The sequence below is a fragment of the Pseudomonas sp. 1176_21 genome (assembly GCF_052850635.1).
Genome location: NZ_VXCV01000003.1, coordinates 191460 through 205449 on the forward strand (window position 1 = coordinate 191460; position 13990 = coordinate 205449).

General features: G+C 64.1%; 13 protein-coding genes. 7 read left to right on the forward strand and 6 right to left on the reverse strand.

Translation table 11 applies throughout. From position 1 onward, the window contains the following. Positions 1–32: 32 nt before the first annotated feature. Complete coding sequence (locus tag FW760_RS09040; protein ID WP_446443732.1) at positions 33–614, forward strand: DJ-1/PfpI family protein; 582 nt, start codon at positions 33–35, stop codon at positions 612–614. A gap of 111 nt (positions 615–725) precedes the next feature. Here FW760_RS09040 and FW760_RS09045 read toward each other — a convergent pair whose 3' ends face one another. After that, entirely contained in the window at positions 726–2249 is a 1524-nt protein-coding gene (locus tag FW760_RS09045) for a fumarate hydratase (RefSeq protein ID WP_043862119.1), read from the reverse strand. A gap of 283 nt (positions 2250–2532) precedes the next feature. Here FW760_RS09045 and FW760_RS09050 point away from each other — a divergent pair, with 283 nt between their 5' ends. Together FW760_RS09050 and FW760_RS09055 are read left to right on the forward strand one after the other, a co-directional pair. Continuing rightward, positions 2533–3645 carry a GGDEF domain-containing protein gene (locus tag FW760_RS09050; protein WP_054914813.1) on the forward strand — a complete coding sequence of 371 codons (1113 nt, stop codon included), beginning with the start codon at positions 2533–2535 and terminating at the stop codon, positions 3643–3645. Further along, positions 3638–4564, forward strand: a complete 927-nt coding sequence (locus tag FW760_RS09055) for an iron-sulfur-binding ferredoxin reductase (RefSeq protein ID WP_446443733.1) — start codon at positions 3638–3640, stop codon at positions 4562–4564. The genes FW760_RS09050 and FW760_RS09055 overlap by 8 nt, the downstream gene beginning before the upstream one ends. Before the next feature lie 789 nt (positions 4565–5353). Here FW760_RS09055 and pyk read toward each other — a convergent pair. Then, a complete protein-coding gene (gene pyk / locus FW760_RS09060; RefSeq protein ID WP_043862122.1) occupies positions 5354–6805 on the reverse strand; it encodes a pyruvate kinase in 1452 nt (483 codons plus the stop codon). A 203-nt stretch (positions 6806–7008) separates the two neighbouring features. On the opposite strand from pyk, the gene FW760_RS09065 reads away from it, so the two are divergent. The 3 genes from FW760_RS09065 (at position 7009) to sbcB (ending at position 9387) form a co-directional block, all read left to right on the forward strand. Further along, positions 7009–7398 carry a tetratricopeptide repeat protein gene (locus FW760_RS09065; RefSeq protein ID WP_043862123.1) on the forward strand — a complete coding sequence of 130 codons (390 nt, stop codon included), beginning with the start codon at positions 7009–7011 and terminating at the stop codon, positions 7396–7398. A gap of 157 nt (positions 7399–7555) precedes the next feature. Further along, entirely contained in the window at positions 7556–7915 is a 360-nt protein-coding gene (locus FW760_RS09070) for a PilZ domain-containing protein (protein ID WP_043862124.1), read from the forward strand. 38 nt (positions 7916–7953) lie between these two features. Beyond that, positions 7954–9387 (forward strand): exodeoxyribonuclease I, encoded by a 1434-nt coding sequence (gene sbcB / locus FW760_RS09075; protein ID WP_446443734.1) that lies wholly within the window; start codon positions 7954–7956, stop codon positions 9385–9387. 72 nt (positions 9388–9459) lie between these two features. On the opposite strand, the gene mvaT is transcribed toward sbcB, so the two are convergent. Then, positions 9460–9837, reverse strand: coding sequence for a histone-like nucleoid-structuring protein MvaT (gene mvaT, locus FW760_RS09080; RefSeq protein WP_043862126.1), 378 nt, complete (start codon positions 9835–9837; stop codon positions 9460–9462). A 300-nt stretch (positions 9838–10137) separates the two neighbouring features. Between mvaT and purU the strand changes: the two genes are divergently transcribed. Further along, positions 10138–10986: a formyltetrahydrofolate deformylase gene (gene purU, locus FW760_RS09085; RefSeq protein WP_043862127.1), complete on the forward strand. Its 849-nt coding sequence runs from the start codon at positions 10138–10140 to the stop codon at positions 10984–10986. A gap of 50 nt (positions 10987–11036) precedes the next feature. On the opposite strand, the gene FW760_RS09090 is transcribed toward purU, so the two are convergent. Genes FW760_RS09090 through FW760_RS09100 form a run of 3 tightly spaced genes read right to left on the reverse strand, consistent with a single transcriptional unit; the run spans position 11037 to position 13916 of the window. Continuing rightward, the gene (locus FW760_RS09090) at positions 11037–12029 is read right to left on the reverse strand and encodes a lysylphosphatidylglycerol synthase transmembrane domain-containing protein (RefSeq protein ID WP_116052211.1); all 993 of its coding nucleotides are present in this window, start codon (positions 12027–12029) and stop codon (positions 11037–11039) included. Continuing rightward, positions 12026–12799: a DUF2334 domain-containing protein gene (locus FW760_RS09095; RefSeq protein ID WP_446443735.1), complete on the reverse strand. Its 774-nt coding sequence runs from the start codon at positions 12797–12799 to the stop codon at positions 12026–12028. Before FW760_RS09095 ends, FW760_RS09090 begins: the two co-directional genes overlap by 4 nt. Next, a complete protein-coding gene (locus FW760_RS09100) occupies positions 12792–13916 on the reverse strand; it encodes a glycosyltransferase family 4 protein (RefSeq protein ID WP_116052210.1) in 1125 nt (374 codons plus the stop codon). Before FW760_RS09100 ends, FW760_RS09095 begins: the two co-directional genes overlap by 8 nt. Positions 13917–13990: the final 74 nt, after the last annotated feature.

Consider the following 13990-nt stretch of genomic DNA (forward strand, 5'->3'; position numbering starts at 1 on the left):
GATTTTCCCCCGCATCAGAAGGAGTTGACGAAATGGCAGCGAAAAAGATTCTCATGCTGGTCGGCGATTACGTCGAAGACTATGAAGTGATGGTGCCGTTCCAGGCGCTGCAGATGGTTGGCCACACGGTGCATGCGGTGTGCCCGGGCAAGTCGGCCGGGCAGTCGGTGCGTACCGCCATCCATGACTTCGAGGGCGACCAGACCTACAGCGAGAAGCCGGGGCACAACTTTGGCCTGAACTTCGATTTCGCCCAGGTGCGTGCCGAAGACTACGACGCGCTGGTGATCCCGGGCGGGCGTGCGCCGGAGTACCTGCGCCTGAATGAAGAGGTGCTGCAACTGGTGCGCGCCATTGACCAGGCGGACAAGCCGATTGCGGCGGTGTGCCATGGGGCGCAACTGCTGGCGGCGGCCGGGGTGCTGGAGGGGCGCGAGTGCAGTGCGTACCCGGCGTGTGCGCCGGAGGTGCGCCTGGCGGGTGGGCGTTACGTCGAGATCGAGGTGACGGCGGCGCATGTGCAGGGCAACCTGGCCAGTGCGCCGGCCTGGCCTGCGCACCCGGCGTGGCTGGCGGGGTTCCTGGGGTTGCTGGGTACGCGCATTACCCTCTGAGCGCCTTCGCTGGCGTGCCGGCGAAGAGGCCGGTACAGGCAACAAAAAAGCGGCAAGGGATCACTCCCTTGCCGCTTTCAGCTTTCAGCTTTCAGCTTGTAGCGCTGGCGCTTACTTCACTTCCACTGCCAGGCTTTGCGCGATCTTGCTCTGCCACAGTGCAGGCCCGGTGATGTGCACCGACTCGCCATTGCTGTCGACCGCAACGGTCACCGGCATGTCTTTCACGTCGAACTCGTAGATCGCTTCCATCCCCAGTTCGGCAAATGCCAGCACCTTGGATTTCTTGATCGCCTGAGCCACCAGGTAGGCAGCGCCACCCACGGCCATCAGGTACACGGCCTTGTTGTCCTTGATCGCGTCGATGGCGGTCGGGCCGCGCTCGGACTTGCCGATCATGCCCAGCAGGCCGGTCTGCTCCAGGATCTGACGGGTGAACTTGTCCATCCGCGTTGCGGTGGTCGGGCCTGCCGGGCCAACCACTTCTTCGCGCACCGGATCAACCGGGCCGACGTAGTAGATGAAGCGGCCCTTGAGGTCCACCGGCAGCTCTTCGCCACGGTTGAGCATCTCGACCATGCGCTTGTGCGCGGCGTCGCGGCCGGTCAGCATCTTGCCGTTGAGCAGGATGGTCTCGCCCGGCTTCCAGCTCTGCACGTCTTCCGGGGTCAGGGTGTCGAGGTTGACGCGACGGGCCGACGGGCCGGCTTCCCAGACGATTTCCGGGTAGGCGTCCAGCGACGGTGCTTCCAGCTCTGCAGGGCCGGAACCATCGAGCACGAAGTGCGCGTGACGGGTGGCTGCGCAGTTGGGGATCATGCACACCGGCAACGAGGCCGCGTGGGTCGGGTAGTCCATGATCTTGACGTCGAGCACGGTGGTCAGGCCGCCCAGGCCCTGGGCGCCGATGCCCAGCTGGTTGACCTTCTCGAACAGTTCCAGGCGGATCTCTTCGATGCGGTTCTGCGGGCCACGGGCCTTGAGCTCGTGGATGTCGATGGACTCCATCAACACTTCCTTTGCCATCACCGCGGCCTTCTCGGCAGTACCGCCGATACCGATGCCGAGCATGCCCGGCGGGCACCAGCCGGCGCCCATGGTCGGAACGGTCTTGAGCACCCAGTCGACGATCGAGTCGGACGGGTTGAGCATGGCCATCTTCGACTTGTTTTCCGAACCGCCGCCCTTGGCCGCGACATCCACCTCGACCTTGTCGCCAGGGACGATCGAGTAGTGGATCACGGCCGGGGTGTTGTCCTTGGTGTTCTTGCGGGCACCTGCCGGGTCGGCCAGGATCGAGGCGCGCAGCACGTTCTCGGGCAGGTTGTAGGCGCGACGCACGCCTTCGTTGATCATGTCGTCCAGGCTCATGGTCGCGCCATCCCAGCGCACGTCCATGCCGACGCGCACGAACACGGTGACGATACCGGTGTCCTGGCAGATCGGCCGGTGGCCGGTGGCGCACATGCGCGAGTTGATCAGGATCTGCGCGATGGAGTCGCGCGCAGCCGGCGACTCTTCACGCAGGTAGGCCTCGTGCATGGCCTGGATGAAATCGACGGGGTGGTAGTACGAAATGAACTGCAGGGCGTCGGCAACGCTCTGAATCAGGTCGTCTTGCTTGATCACGGTCATGCAGCGCGCTCCTCTTAAAGACGGGAACATTCATTAAGGTATCGCGACGTTCACGGGCCGAGGCGTCGCAATGACCTTTCAAGGCGCGCCGACACGCAGTGGCCGACGCAAAAAGGCGCGGCAGTATAGCGCGCATCGCCTGCCGGTACACGCGCCAGTGCGGCCAACCATGGTCGCCTGCTGCCAGGCACTGTTTTTGCGTGGCAATTATTTCGAACACGTCCTACAGTACCGACTGCCCCCCGTCACAACCGCTGCCGCTCGGCTGCCTGGTGAGTCACCCGTGACCGAAACCGCTCTGCAAAAGCTTCTTCTCAAGCGTTTCCTGCTGGCTGCCGGCAGTTACCTGCTGGTGCTGCTGCTGGCCTGGGTCGCCGTGCTGGGCGGGCATGTGCAGGCGCCGGTGCCGGTCATCGGCGCGAGCAGTGTGCTGCTGGTGCTCAACCTGGCGTGGCTGGGCTGGGTGTTTGCCAGTGGCGTCAACCTGCGCTGGCGCGACCCCAGCCTCACGGAGTTCCAGGTGCTGCTGGCGGCGGCCTGGCAAACCTGGCTGCTGGCCAACCTGGACCAGGCCCGTGGCACCTTTCTGGTGCTGTACCCGTTGATCCTGATGTTCGGCCTGTTCCACCTCAACGGCCGTTCGTTCACCCGCTGCGCGCTGGTGGTGCTGTGCAGCTTTCTCGGCCTGAACCTGTGGGAGTGGGGCAACGGGCGCCTGTCGGACCCGGCGCTGGCGGCGTTGCAGGTATGCACGCTGTTCGTGGTGCTGTGCTGGTTGTGCCTGTATGCCCGCTACGTGCAGGCCTCGCGCCAGCGCATGCGCCAGCGCCGCATCGCCCTGCAGGCGCACCAGGACACCCTGCGCGGCATGATGGGGCAACTGGAGGAACTGGTGGCCACCGACGAGCTGACCGGCCTGTTCAACCGCCGGCATTTTCTGCGCCTGGCCAGCGATGCCCTGGCCAGCATGCCCATGGGGAGCCGGCATGGTCTGGCGCTGATCGACCTGGACCATTTCAAGCGCATCAACGACGCCCACGGGCATGCGGTCGGCGACCGGGTACTGCAGGCCTTTGCCCAGGTTGCCAGCGAGCACCTGTGCGACGCCGCGGTGCTGGCCCGCTATGGCGGCGAGGAGTTCGTGCTGCTATTGCCCGATTGCACGGCCCAGGCCCTGGAACATTGCTGCGAGCGTCTGCGTCAGGCCTTTGGTGCGTTGCCCTCGGCGGCGATGCAGGGGCAGGTGGGGCCCTTGAGCCTGTCGGTCGGCATGACCTTGCTGACAGCCGAGGATGACCTGGACAATGCATTGCACCGTGCCGACCAGGCGCTGTACCGCGCCAAGCGCAGCGGCCGAAATCGCTGTGTGCCGGCCTGGGAGGTGGTGGATGCCTGAGTTGTGCGTAGGTGAGCGCAGCTGGCAGGTGGCCGAGGGCAGCAACCTGCTGGATGCGCTGAACGAGGCTGGCGTGGGCGTGCCCTACAGCTGCCGGGCGGGGAGCTGCCATGCTTGCCTGGTGCGTTGTCTGGCGGGTGTGCCGGGTGATGCCAGGCCCGATGCGCTGAGTGAAGGCAAGCGCCTGGAGGGCTGGCGGCTGGCCTGCCAGTGTCGGGTCGAGAGTGACCTGCAGGTAGCGGTGTTCGACCCGGTGCGCGATGGGGCGCCGGCGCGGGTCGGCGCGCTGGACTGGCTGGGTGCGCAGGTGCTGCGCTTGCGCCTGCAACCGGACAGGCCGTTGCGGTATCAGGCGGGGCAGCATCTGGTGCTGTGGAGCGCGCAAGGTGTTGCGCGACCGTATTCGCTGGCCAGCGTGCCGGGCGAGGATGAATGGCTCGAATTTCACCTGGATTGCCGGCATGCCGGGGCGTTCTGCAGCGCGGCGCGGGGTTTGCAGGTGGGCGACCTGGTGCGCCTGGGGGAGTTGCGCGGTGGCGCGCTGCATTACGATCCGGACTGGCAGGCCCGGCCGTTGTGGCTGCTGGCGGCGGGTTCCGGGCTGGCGCCACTGTGGGGGATTGTGCGCGAGGCGCTGCGTCAGGAGCATCAGGGGGCGATCAGGGTGGTGCATGTGGCGAGCGAGGCGGGTGGGCATTACCTGCAGCGGGAGCTGGATGAACTGGCGCGGCGGTACCCGCAGGTGGAGGTGCAGTTGCTGACGCCGGGGGCGTTGGGGCCGATGCGTCTGGCATCGCGTCAGACGATTGCGCTGGCTTGTGGCTCTGCGTCGAGTGTGGAGCGGTTTGCGCGTGGGATGTTTCTGGCGGGGTTGCCGCGTAATCAGCTGTTTGCGGATGTATTCGTGGGGCATGCCTGAGCTCCTGTTCCCATAAGGAGGTACTGCAGGCTCCTGCGGCGTTTGCGCTGGCCTTGGCTCTGGCTCTGGCTCTGGCTCTGGCTCTTGATCTTGATCTTGATCTGCTTTTGATTTTGATCTTCCGTCCCCCAGAAGGCCGAGTGGAGGTGTCGTGCAGGGGGCGGGGCGAAGCCCCTTCGGCGTTAGCCGAAGCGAGCGACTGTTAGAGTTGCTTGCAACTCGGGTCGCGTGCCCCCGGAGCGGCGCCGGAGGGAGGGGACCCGTAGCGAAGCGTAGGGCCTGATGATGGACGGAGCGGTTTTGCTTACTTTTTCCAAGAAAAAAGTAAGCCGCTGTAAGAGCGGAAGGGGCCCTTCGAATCACCCTTCATGCTGGATATACCCTTAAAACTGAGATCCCCGAAACGGTGGTCCTGACACACCGAGCTTATCCAGCATGGATAAAGACGCCTAGGGCCCCTTCCGCCCTTACGGCGGCTTACTTTTTTTCAATCGAAAAAAAAGTAAGCAAAAAATTCTTGGCCCAGCATCCGGCCCTACGCTTCGCTCCGGGTCCCCTCCCTCCGGCGCCGTCCAGGGGGCACGCGACCCGAGTTGCAAGCAACTCTAACAGCCGCTCGCTTCGGCTAACGCCGAAGGGGCTTCGCCCCGCCCCCCGCACGACACCTCCACTCGGCCTTCTGAAGGGCCGGCAGATCAAAAGCCAGATCAAGATCACCGGCACCGGCGTATCGGCACCCATAAAAAAGCCCCGCCATCAAGGCGGGGCTCTAGTGACAACCGGTCAGCTTCAGACCAGTGGATCACCGACATGCAGAATCTTCATGCCATTGGTGCCACCGATGGTGTGGTAGCTGTCACCCTTGGTCAGGATGACCCAGTCACCTTGCTCGACCACGCCACGCTTGAGCAGCTCGTCCACCGCCGCCTGGCTGACTTGCTCCGGCGCCAGCGCCGCAGGGTCGAACGGTACGGTGTACACGCCACGGAACATCGCAACCCGCGCCTGGGTCTCGCGGTGCGGCGAGAAGGCGAAGATCGGGATCGACGAACGAATACGCGACATGATCAGCGGGGTGTAGCCACTCTCGGTCAAGGCAATGATCGCCTTCACACCCGGGAAGTGGTTGGCGGTGTACATGGCCGCCAGCGCGATGCTCTCATCGCAACGGCTGAACTGCGTGCCCATGCGGTGGCTGGAGGTCTTGCTGGTAGGGTGCTTCTCGGCGCCCAGGCAGATCCGCGCCATGGCCTGTACCGCCTCGAGCGGGTAGGCACCGGCAGCACTCTCGGCCGACAGCATTACCGCGTCGGTGTAGTCGAGCACGGCGTTGGCCACGTCGGACACTTCGGCACGGGTCGGCATCGGGTTCTGGATCATCGACTCCATCATCTGGGTCGCGGTGATCACCGCCTTGTTGTGGCGGCGTGCATGCAGAATGATCTTCTTCTGGATGCCCACCAGCTCGGCGTCGCCGATTTCCACACCCAGGTCACCACGGGCCACCATCACTGCATCACTGGCGCGAATCAGGCCGTCGAGGGTCTCGTCGTCGGCCACGGCTTCGGCACGTTCGATCTTGGCCACCAGCCAGGCCGTACCACCGGACTCGTCACGCAGGCGACGGGCGTATTCCATGTCGCTGGCATCACGCGGGAACGACACGGCCAGGTAGTCCAGGTCCATCTCGGCCGCCAGCTTGATGTCGGCCTTGTCTTTCTCGGTCAGGGCCGGGGCGGTCAGGCCGCCGCCGCGACGGTTGATGCCCTTGTGGTCCGACAGCGGGCCGCCGATCAGCACCACGCAGTGCAGGGCGTCGGCGCTGGCGGTTTCGACGCGCATGACCACGCGGCCGTCGTCGAGCAGCAGTTCGTCACCCACGCCGCAGTCCTTGACCAGGTCCGGGTAGTCGATGCCGACGATATCCTGGGTGCCTTCGGTGAGCGGGTGAGCCGTGGAGAAGGTGAAGCGGTCGCCGACCTTGAGTTCGATTCGCTTGTTGGCAAACTTGGCAATGCGGATCTTCGGCCCTTGCAGGTCGCCCAGCAGCGCGACGTGGCGGCCATGCTTGGCGGCGATGTCACGGATCATGCGGGCGCGAGCCTTGTGCTCGTCCGGGGTGCCGTGCGAGAAGTTCAAGCGAGCGACGTCCAGACCCGCAAGGATCAGTTGCTCGATAACTTCCGGCGAGTTGCTGGCGGGGCCAAGGGTGGCGACAATTTTGGTGCGGCGGATGGTCATGCACAGACTCCTGTAGTGAAGCGCAGCGAAAGGCTACTCCGGAAAATCGCTGTAGTCATTGTTCCTTTGCACTACCTTGGTGGGAGGAGGAGGGGCGGTTGAACGAGTGGCAAGCGGCAAGCGCAATGCAGTCCGCTTGCCGCTGTTCCTCCTATAGCTTTCAAGGAAAGCGCCGATACACTGCTCAGTAGAGGAGACCCCCCATGCGAGCCTTGATCGTTTTAGCCCTGGCGACCAGTGTCGTCGGTTGCACCCGCTGGTCGATGGACCATCACCTGAACAATGCCTACCGCGCCTATGATCGCGGCAACTGCGAGCAGGTCATGCTCGAGCTGTCGCAGGTCGACCGCACCAGCCGTGCGCGCCCGTTCATCCACCCCGAGGCGTCGATGCTGCGCGGTCAGTGCCTGGAGCGCCAGAAGCTCTATGTGGATGCGGCGCAGACCTACCAGTACATCATCACCCAGTACCCGCGCAACGAGTACGCCTACCGTGCCCGCGCCCGCCTGCAGACCCTCGAGCAGCTTGGCCACTATCGCCCCAATGGCGAGCCGGCCATCGCCCGTCCGGCCAGCAGCACCCCCTGGCGTTGATGGCCGCGCAACGACGTCGATACTGACGTTAATACTAAAGTGCGCGGGTCCGAATGTGACGGGGCAGTCAGGTTGCGCTAGGCTTGTGAGGTACATGCGGTACACCAGAACGATCCAGCGCGACCCTGCTCAAGGGTCTTCGACAGCGACTCCTATCATGTTTACCGAACGTCGAATCGAGCGTCACCTGCTCCCGTATTACCTCAAGGTCTTCAACCGGTTTACCGGGTTGCCCATCGGTTATCTGGGCAATGTGTCCGAAGACGGCCTGATGCTGATCAGCGACCTGCCACTGCTGGTGGGCCCCGATTTCGAACTGCAGCTCAAGGTGCCCGGGCGCGCCGGTGCGCTGCACGTGATCAACCTCACCGCCAGCTGCCTGTGGTGCCACGAAGACGAGAACCCGGGGCACTACGATTCCGGCTTCATGCTGCTGCAGGCCCCTCGCGAATACGACGAGCTGGTGTCGTCGCTGCGCAACTATTTCAGCTTCCACCCGTTGAGTGCGTCGGCCTGAGGTAGACTCCCGGCAGATTTTCTGTTCAGGACGACGCCGTGAGCTCCAGCATTTTCTGGCACGACTATGAAACCACCGGTGTCAACCCGCGCAGCGACCGGCCCCTGCAGGTGGCAGGGGTGCGCACCGATCTGGACCTCAACGAGATCGAGCCGCCGGTCAACCTCTTCTGCCAACCCGCCGACGATATTCTGCCGCACCCTGCGGCGTGCCTGATAACCGGCATTACCCCGGCGCAGCTGGCCACCCAGGGCCTGTGCGAAGCCGAGTTCATGACCCGGGTGCACGCCGAGCTGGCGCGCCCGGGTACTTGCGGGGCTGGCTACAACTCGCTGCGTTTCGACGACGAAGTGACGCGTTACAGCCTGTATCGCAACTTTTTCGACCCCTATGCCCGCGAGTGGCAGGGCGGCAACAGCCGCTGGGACCTTATCGATGTGGTGCGCACTGCCTACGCCTTGCGCCCCGATGGCATCCAGTGGCCGCAGCGCGACGGCCAGGTGAGCCTGAAGCTGGAGCTGCTGACGGCGGCCAATGGCATCGATCACGGGCAGGCGCACGAGGCGCTTGCGGATGTGCGTGCCACGTTGGCAATGGCGCGCTTGATTCGCGAGAAGCAACCCAGGCTGTATGCATGGTTGTTCCAGTTGCGCAGCAAGCAGAAAGTCCTCGATCAAGTGCGTTTGTTGCAACCGCTTGTGCATATTTCCGGACGCTTTTCTGCGGCACGTAATTATCTTGGCGTGGTGCTGCCCCTGGCCTGGCATCCACGCAATCGCAATGCGCTGATTGTGTGCGACTTGCATCAGGATATCGCACCATTGCTGACGGAAGATGCCGAAGTGTTGCGTCAGCGTCTGTACACCCGACGCGAGGAAATGTCCGAGGGACAATTGCCGGTACCGTTGAAATTAATTCAGATCAATCGCTGCCCGGTGGTCGCGCCCTTGAGTGTATTGCGCGGTGAAGATCAGCAACGCCTTGGCCTGGATATGACGTTGTATCAACAGCGCGCCGAGCAGTTGAGTGCCGCCCAGGCCGTGTGGCAGAACAAGTTGAGCGCTATTTATGACAGTCAGGAATTCGCCCCGAGCGAAGACCCCGAGCAACAGCTGTATGACGGATTTATCGGTGATCGCGACCGACGCCTGTGTGAACAAGTAAGAACCGTGGAGCCCGAGCAATTAGCCACGGGTCAGTGGATGTTCGACGATGCACGATTGCCGGAGTTGCTGTTTCGCTACCGTGCGCGCAATTTTCCGCAGACCTTGGATGCACAGGAGCGCCAGCGTTGGCTCGGGTTCTGCCAGCAGCGCCTGAGCGACCCGGCAATGGGCGCTCCGAATACCCTTGAAGGCTTCGAGCAGGCATTGCAGAGCGCCTGGCTGGATGCCGATGCCACGCAGCGCGAGTTGCTGGCGCAATGGCGAGCCCATGCCATTAACTTGCGCGAACGGTTTGCCCTGCAGTAATTGCAGGCAATAAAAAACGCCAGCATGCTGGCGTTTTGGGCTGACCTGTAACCGGGTTACAGTGTCCAGCGATTAACCGAGCAGGGTCGCCCAGCCTTCTACTACGTCACCACCCCACTTGGCTTTCCACTCTTTGAGTGTCTTGTGGTTGCCACCTTTGGTTTCGATGACTTCGCCATTGTGCGGGTTCTTGTATTGCTTGACCTTGCGTGCACGCTTGGTGCCGGTGGTTTTAACCGGGCCGCGAGGGGCCTTGTTCAGTTTGGCCTCAGGGTCCAGCAGAGCAATAATGTCGCGCAGCGACTTGGAGTACTCGCCCATCAGCTCGCGCAGTTTGGCTTCAAACTCCAGCTCGGTTTTCAGCTTGTTGTCTTCGGACAGGTTCTTCAGGCGGGCTTGCAGTTCTTTGATGGCTTCTTCGGTAGCGCGGTATTCGTTGATCAGGGACATGAGGTATTCCTTGGAGGGAAGGGACGCAGGACAGCGGTGCAGCAATAATAGTCAGACACTTTATACAAGTAAACATTAAACCGCCGTCATTGCGGAATACCTTCATAATTGAAAGGGTATTGTGACGAGATACTCCCAATTATCCGCTTCAATTGTTAAATAACTTTAATGTGCCCTTGACGAGGTGCAAGCCCAGGCTGGCTGCGGTGTGAGGTTGTGATACACGGTATGCAATCACTACTGCAGTTTTTCCGGGCAGTCGTTAGAATACGCGCCTTTGCGAACTCTGGAGCCCCTCTCATGCGCACCTATCGGCTGGTGATCGCTTGCCCCGACCGTGTCGGCATCGTCGCCAAAGTCAGTAATTTTCTGGCGTCCCATAACGGCTGGATCACCGAAGCGAGCCATCATTCCGATGACCTGAGCGGCTGGTTCTTCATGCGTCACGAAATCCGTGCCGATACCCTGCCTTTCGGCATCGAGGCGCTGCGCGAAGCGTTCGCGCCGATTGCCGAAGAGTTTTCGATGGTGTGGCGCATTACCGACACCGACCAGAAGAAACGCGTGGTGCTGATGGCCAGCCGCGAGTCCCATTGCCTGGCCGACCTGCTGCACCGCTGGCACAGCAATGAGCTGGACTGCGATATCCCGTGCGTGATCTCCAACCACAACGACCTGCGTAGCATGGTCGAGTGGCACGGCATTCCGTTCTACCACGTACCGGTCGACCCGCAGAACAAGCAGCCGGCATTTGCCGAGGTGTCGCGCCTGGTCAAGGAGCATGCCGCCGACGTGGTGGTGCTGGCGCGCTACATGCAGATCCTGCCGCCGCAGCTGTGCCAGGAATACGCCCAGCAGGTGATCAACATTCACCACAGCTTCCTGCCGTCGTTCGTGGGGGCCAAGCCGTATCACCAGGCGTCGATGCGTGGCGTGAAGCTGATCGGTGCCACCTGCCACTACGTGACCGAAGAGCTGGATGCCGGCCCGATCATCGAGCAGGACGTGGTGCGTGTGAGCCACAGCGACAGCATCGAGGACATGGTGCGTTTCGGTCGCGACGTCGAGAAGATGGTGCTGGCCCGCGGCCTGCGCTATCACCTGGAAGACCGCGTGCTGGTGCACGGCAACAAGACGGTGGTGTTCTAGGACCGCACCGGCCCCTCGCCAGCCTTGCTGGCGAAGGGCACAACGCGTGTCTACCGCCGTGCCAGGCGCAACCGCTCCAGCAGCGGCTTGCCCAGCAGGCAGACGAACACCGGGCCGCCCACCACCAGATAGAAGTAGTACGTCACCACCCGCCATATCAGAATCGCCGCTGCCGCGGTCGACTTGCCCACCATGGGCGTCAGCAGCGTCGCCGAGGTCAACTCCGCCGCGCCAGCCCCGCCGGGCAACAGGCTGAACTGGCCGGCACTCAGGGCGAGCATCTGCACCAGAAAGCTCGACACCCACTGCAGGTCTGTCCCCAGCCCGCGCAACACCAGGTACAGCACGCTGTAGCGCAGCGCCCAGTGCAGGCAGGTGAGCCCGAACACCAGCGCCAGTACCCGCTTGGGCAGGCGCCAGGTGGCGGCAAACGCGCGAAAGAAGTGCAGCACCTTGCGCGCCCAGCGTCGGCACGTGGCGTCACGCACCTTCAACCGCCGCAGCAGCCGGCCCATCGCACGCATCAACCCGCGGCGCCAGCGCAGTATCGCCAGCCCCGCCAGCAGGGCGGCGAACATCATCAGCGCACTGGCCAGCAGCATGCCCTGCATGCTTGCGCTGAAGCGGTGGAACAGCATGTAGATGACAATCCCGAACATAGCGCACAGGAAGAACACCAGGTCATTGAGCTGGTCCATGGCGAACACCGCGCTGCTCTGGGCCGGGCGCACCCGGTGCCTGGCCAGCAGGGCCACCAGCGCCAATAGCCCGCCGCTGCCGCCGGGGGTGGAGCAGATGGCGAACTCGGTGGCCATGATCACCCCCAGGCTGCGCACCCGCCCCAGCGCCGCCCCCTGGGTGCCGAGCAGCAGACGCAGGCGCAGGGCGTTGATGCACCAGCACAGCACGATCATGCCGAACAACCCCATCAGCAGCGCCAGCGGGAACCGCTGCAGGCGCGGCAGCAGGTCGCTGCCGCCCAGCAGCGTCGGTACCAGCAGCGCCAGCAGCAGGGCCAGCGTGAGCCAGCCCAGGCGAGTCATGCGCCGGGCCTGCTGGCCAGCCAGGCCATCTTGGTCATGGGGGTACGGCCCTGCTGCAGCAGTTGCTGCAGGGTGTCGAGCCAGTAGCGGCGCGAATAGGCATGGCGCATGTCCACCGGGTGCAGCCCGAGGCGGATCGTGGCCGCCTGCTGCAGGCGTGCCCGGCGCGCCTCGCTGAGCACTTTCGACAGCCCGCGGCGCCAGGCACTGCGGGCGCTCCACACCAGCCCCGGGGCGTCGATGCGGCTGAAGTCGGGCAGGCGGAACAGGTGCTGCGGGTCGCTGGTGTAGTGCAGCGGGGTTTCGCGCAGGGCCTGGCGAGTGCCTTCGCTCATCAGCCAGGCCGGGGCAACGAAGCCGGTCAGCGGCCAATCGCAGGCCTGGAACAGCTCGATCCCGGCATTCAGGCGATGCAGCGCCTGGGCCTGGCCCAGGGCGTAGAACTCACCCTCCCAGGTATAGATGCGGCGCATGAAGTACTCGCGCGGCGAACGTGGCGGCGGGCCGTCGTCGGCATGGTAGTAGCCATGCAGGGCCAGTTCGTCGCCCCGGCTCAGTCGCCGCTCCAGCACCTGGCGAAAGGCCGGGGCCTGCTGCACAGGGTTGCGCCGGTGGAAGTCGGGTACCACCAGCAGGGTCATGGGGATGTCGCCCAGGGCGTCGACGGCTTCGACGAAGGGCTGGTAGTCGGGCCAGGTTTCCGGGGCCACGTCGTGCAGCACCAGCAGTACGCTGGGGTGCTGGTTGTGCAGGTCAGACTGTTCAGGCATGGGCGCGCACCGGTTGCTCGTGATGGCCCAGCACGGCCCGATAGTGTTCGAGCAGGCCGCCGACCACTGTGTCCCAGGCGTAGTGCTGTTCGGCATGCCGGCGTGCCTGCTGCCCCAGTTGCGGTGCGCCGGCCTCGAACAGCTCGCGCACGGCGGCGGCCATCGCCTGGCCGTCGTTGGGCGTGCACAGCCGGCCGTAGCTCGGTTCGACGATTTCGGTAAAGGCCCCGGCCGCTACCGCCACCACCGGGATGCCGCTGGCCATGGCCTCGAGTATCACCAGCCCGAAGGTCTCCTGGTCGCCGGCGTGCAGCAGCGCATCGGCACTGGCCAGCAGGCGGGCGACCTGGGTGGCCGGGCAGAAGTGGTTGATGATGGTGACGTTGGCCGGCACGTTGCTGGGCATGTGCGAACCCACCAGCAGCAGGTGGTAGTGCTTGCCCAGGCGTTTCATGCAGTCCAGCAGCACGGGCAGGTTCTTCTCCCGGGAGCCGCGCCCGGCGAACACCAGCAGGCGCGTGGTGTCGGCCAGCCCCAGCTCGGCGCGCAGGCCGGGGTCGCGGTGATCGGGGTGGAAGGTCTGCAGGTCCACCCCGAGGCGCTGTACATGCACATTGCCGATGCCCAGCCCGCGCAGCTTGTCGGCCATCACCTGGCTGGGCGCCAGCACCCGGTCGAAGTTGCCGTACAGCTTGCTGACATAGGCTTCGACATTGGGCGTGAACCAGTGGCCCATGCGGTTGCCGACCAGCAGCGGCAGGTCGGAATGATAGAACCCGATCACCGGTACATCGAGCTGGCGCCGTGCATCGAGCGCGGCCCACGCGGTGAGGTAGGGGTCGCCCACTTCGATCAGGTCCGGTTGCAGGTCGTGCAGCACGTTGCGCCAGGGCGCCAGACGCAGCGGGAAGCGGTAGCCGTTGCCGAAGGGCAGGGCGGGGGCAGGCACCTGATAGATACCATTGGCATGGCTGGCGCTGGCGCCGGGGATCAGCAGGCTGTGGCGAACGCCGGGGTTCAGGCCCAGGCGGCGGTGTTTGGCATCAAGATAGGTACGCACACCGCCACTGGCGGGGGCGTAGAACATGGTGATGTCAGCGATGTGCACGATCAGCATCCCTCCGAGACCGTCTTCAGGTTGTCATCGCGCATGGATATGCGGTGGATGACGCGCCCTAGGGTGGACCTCAG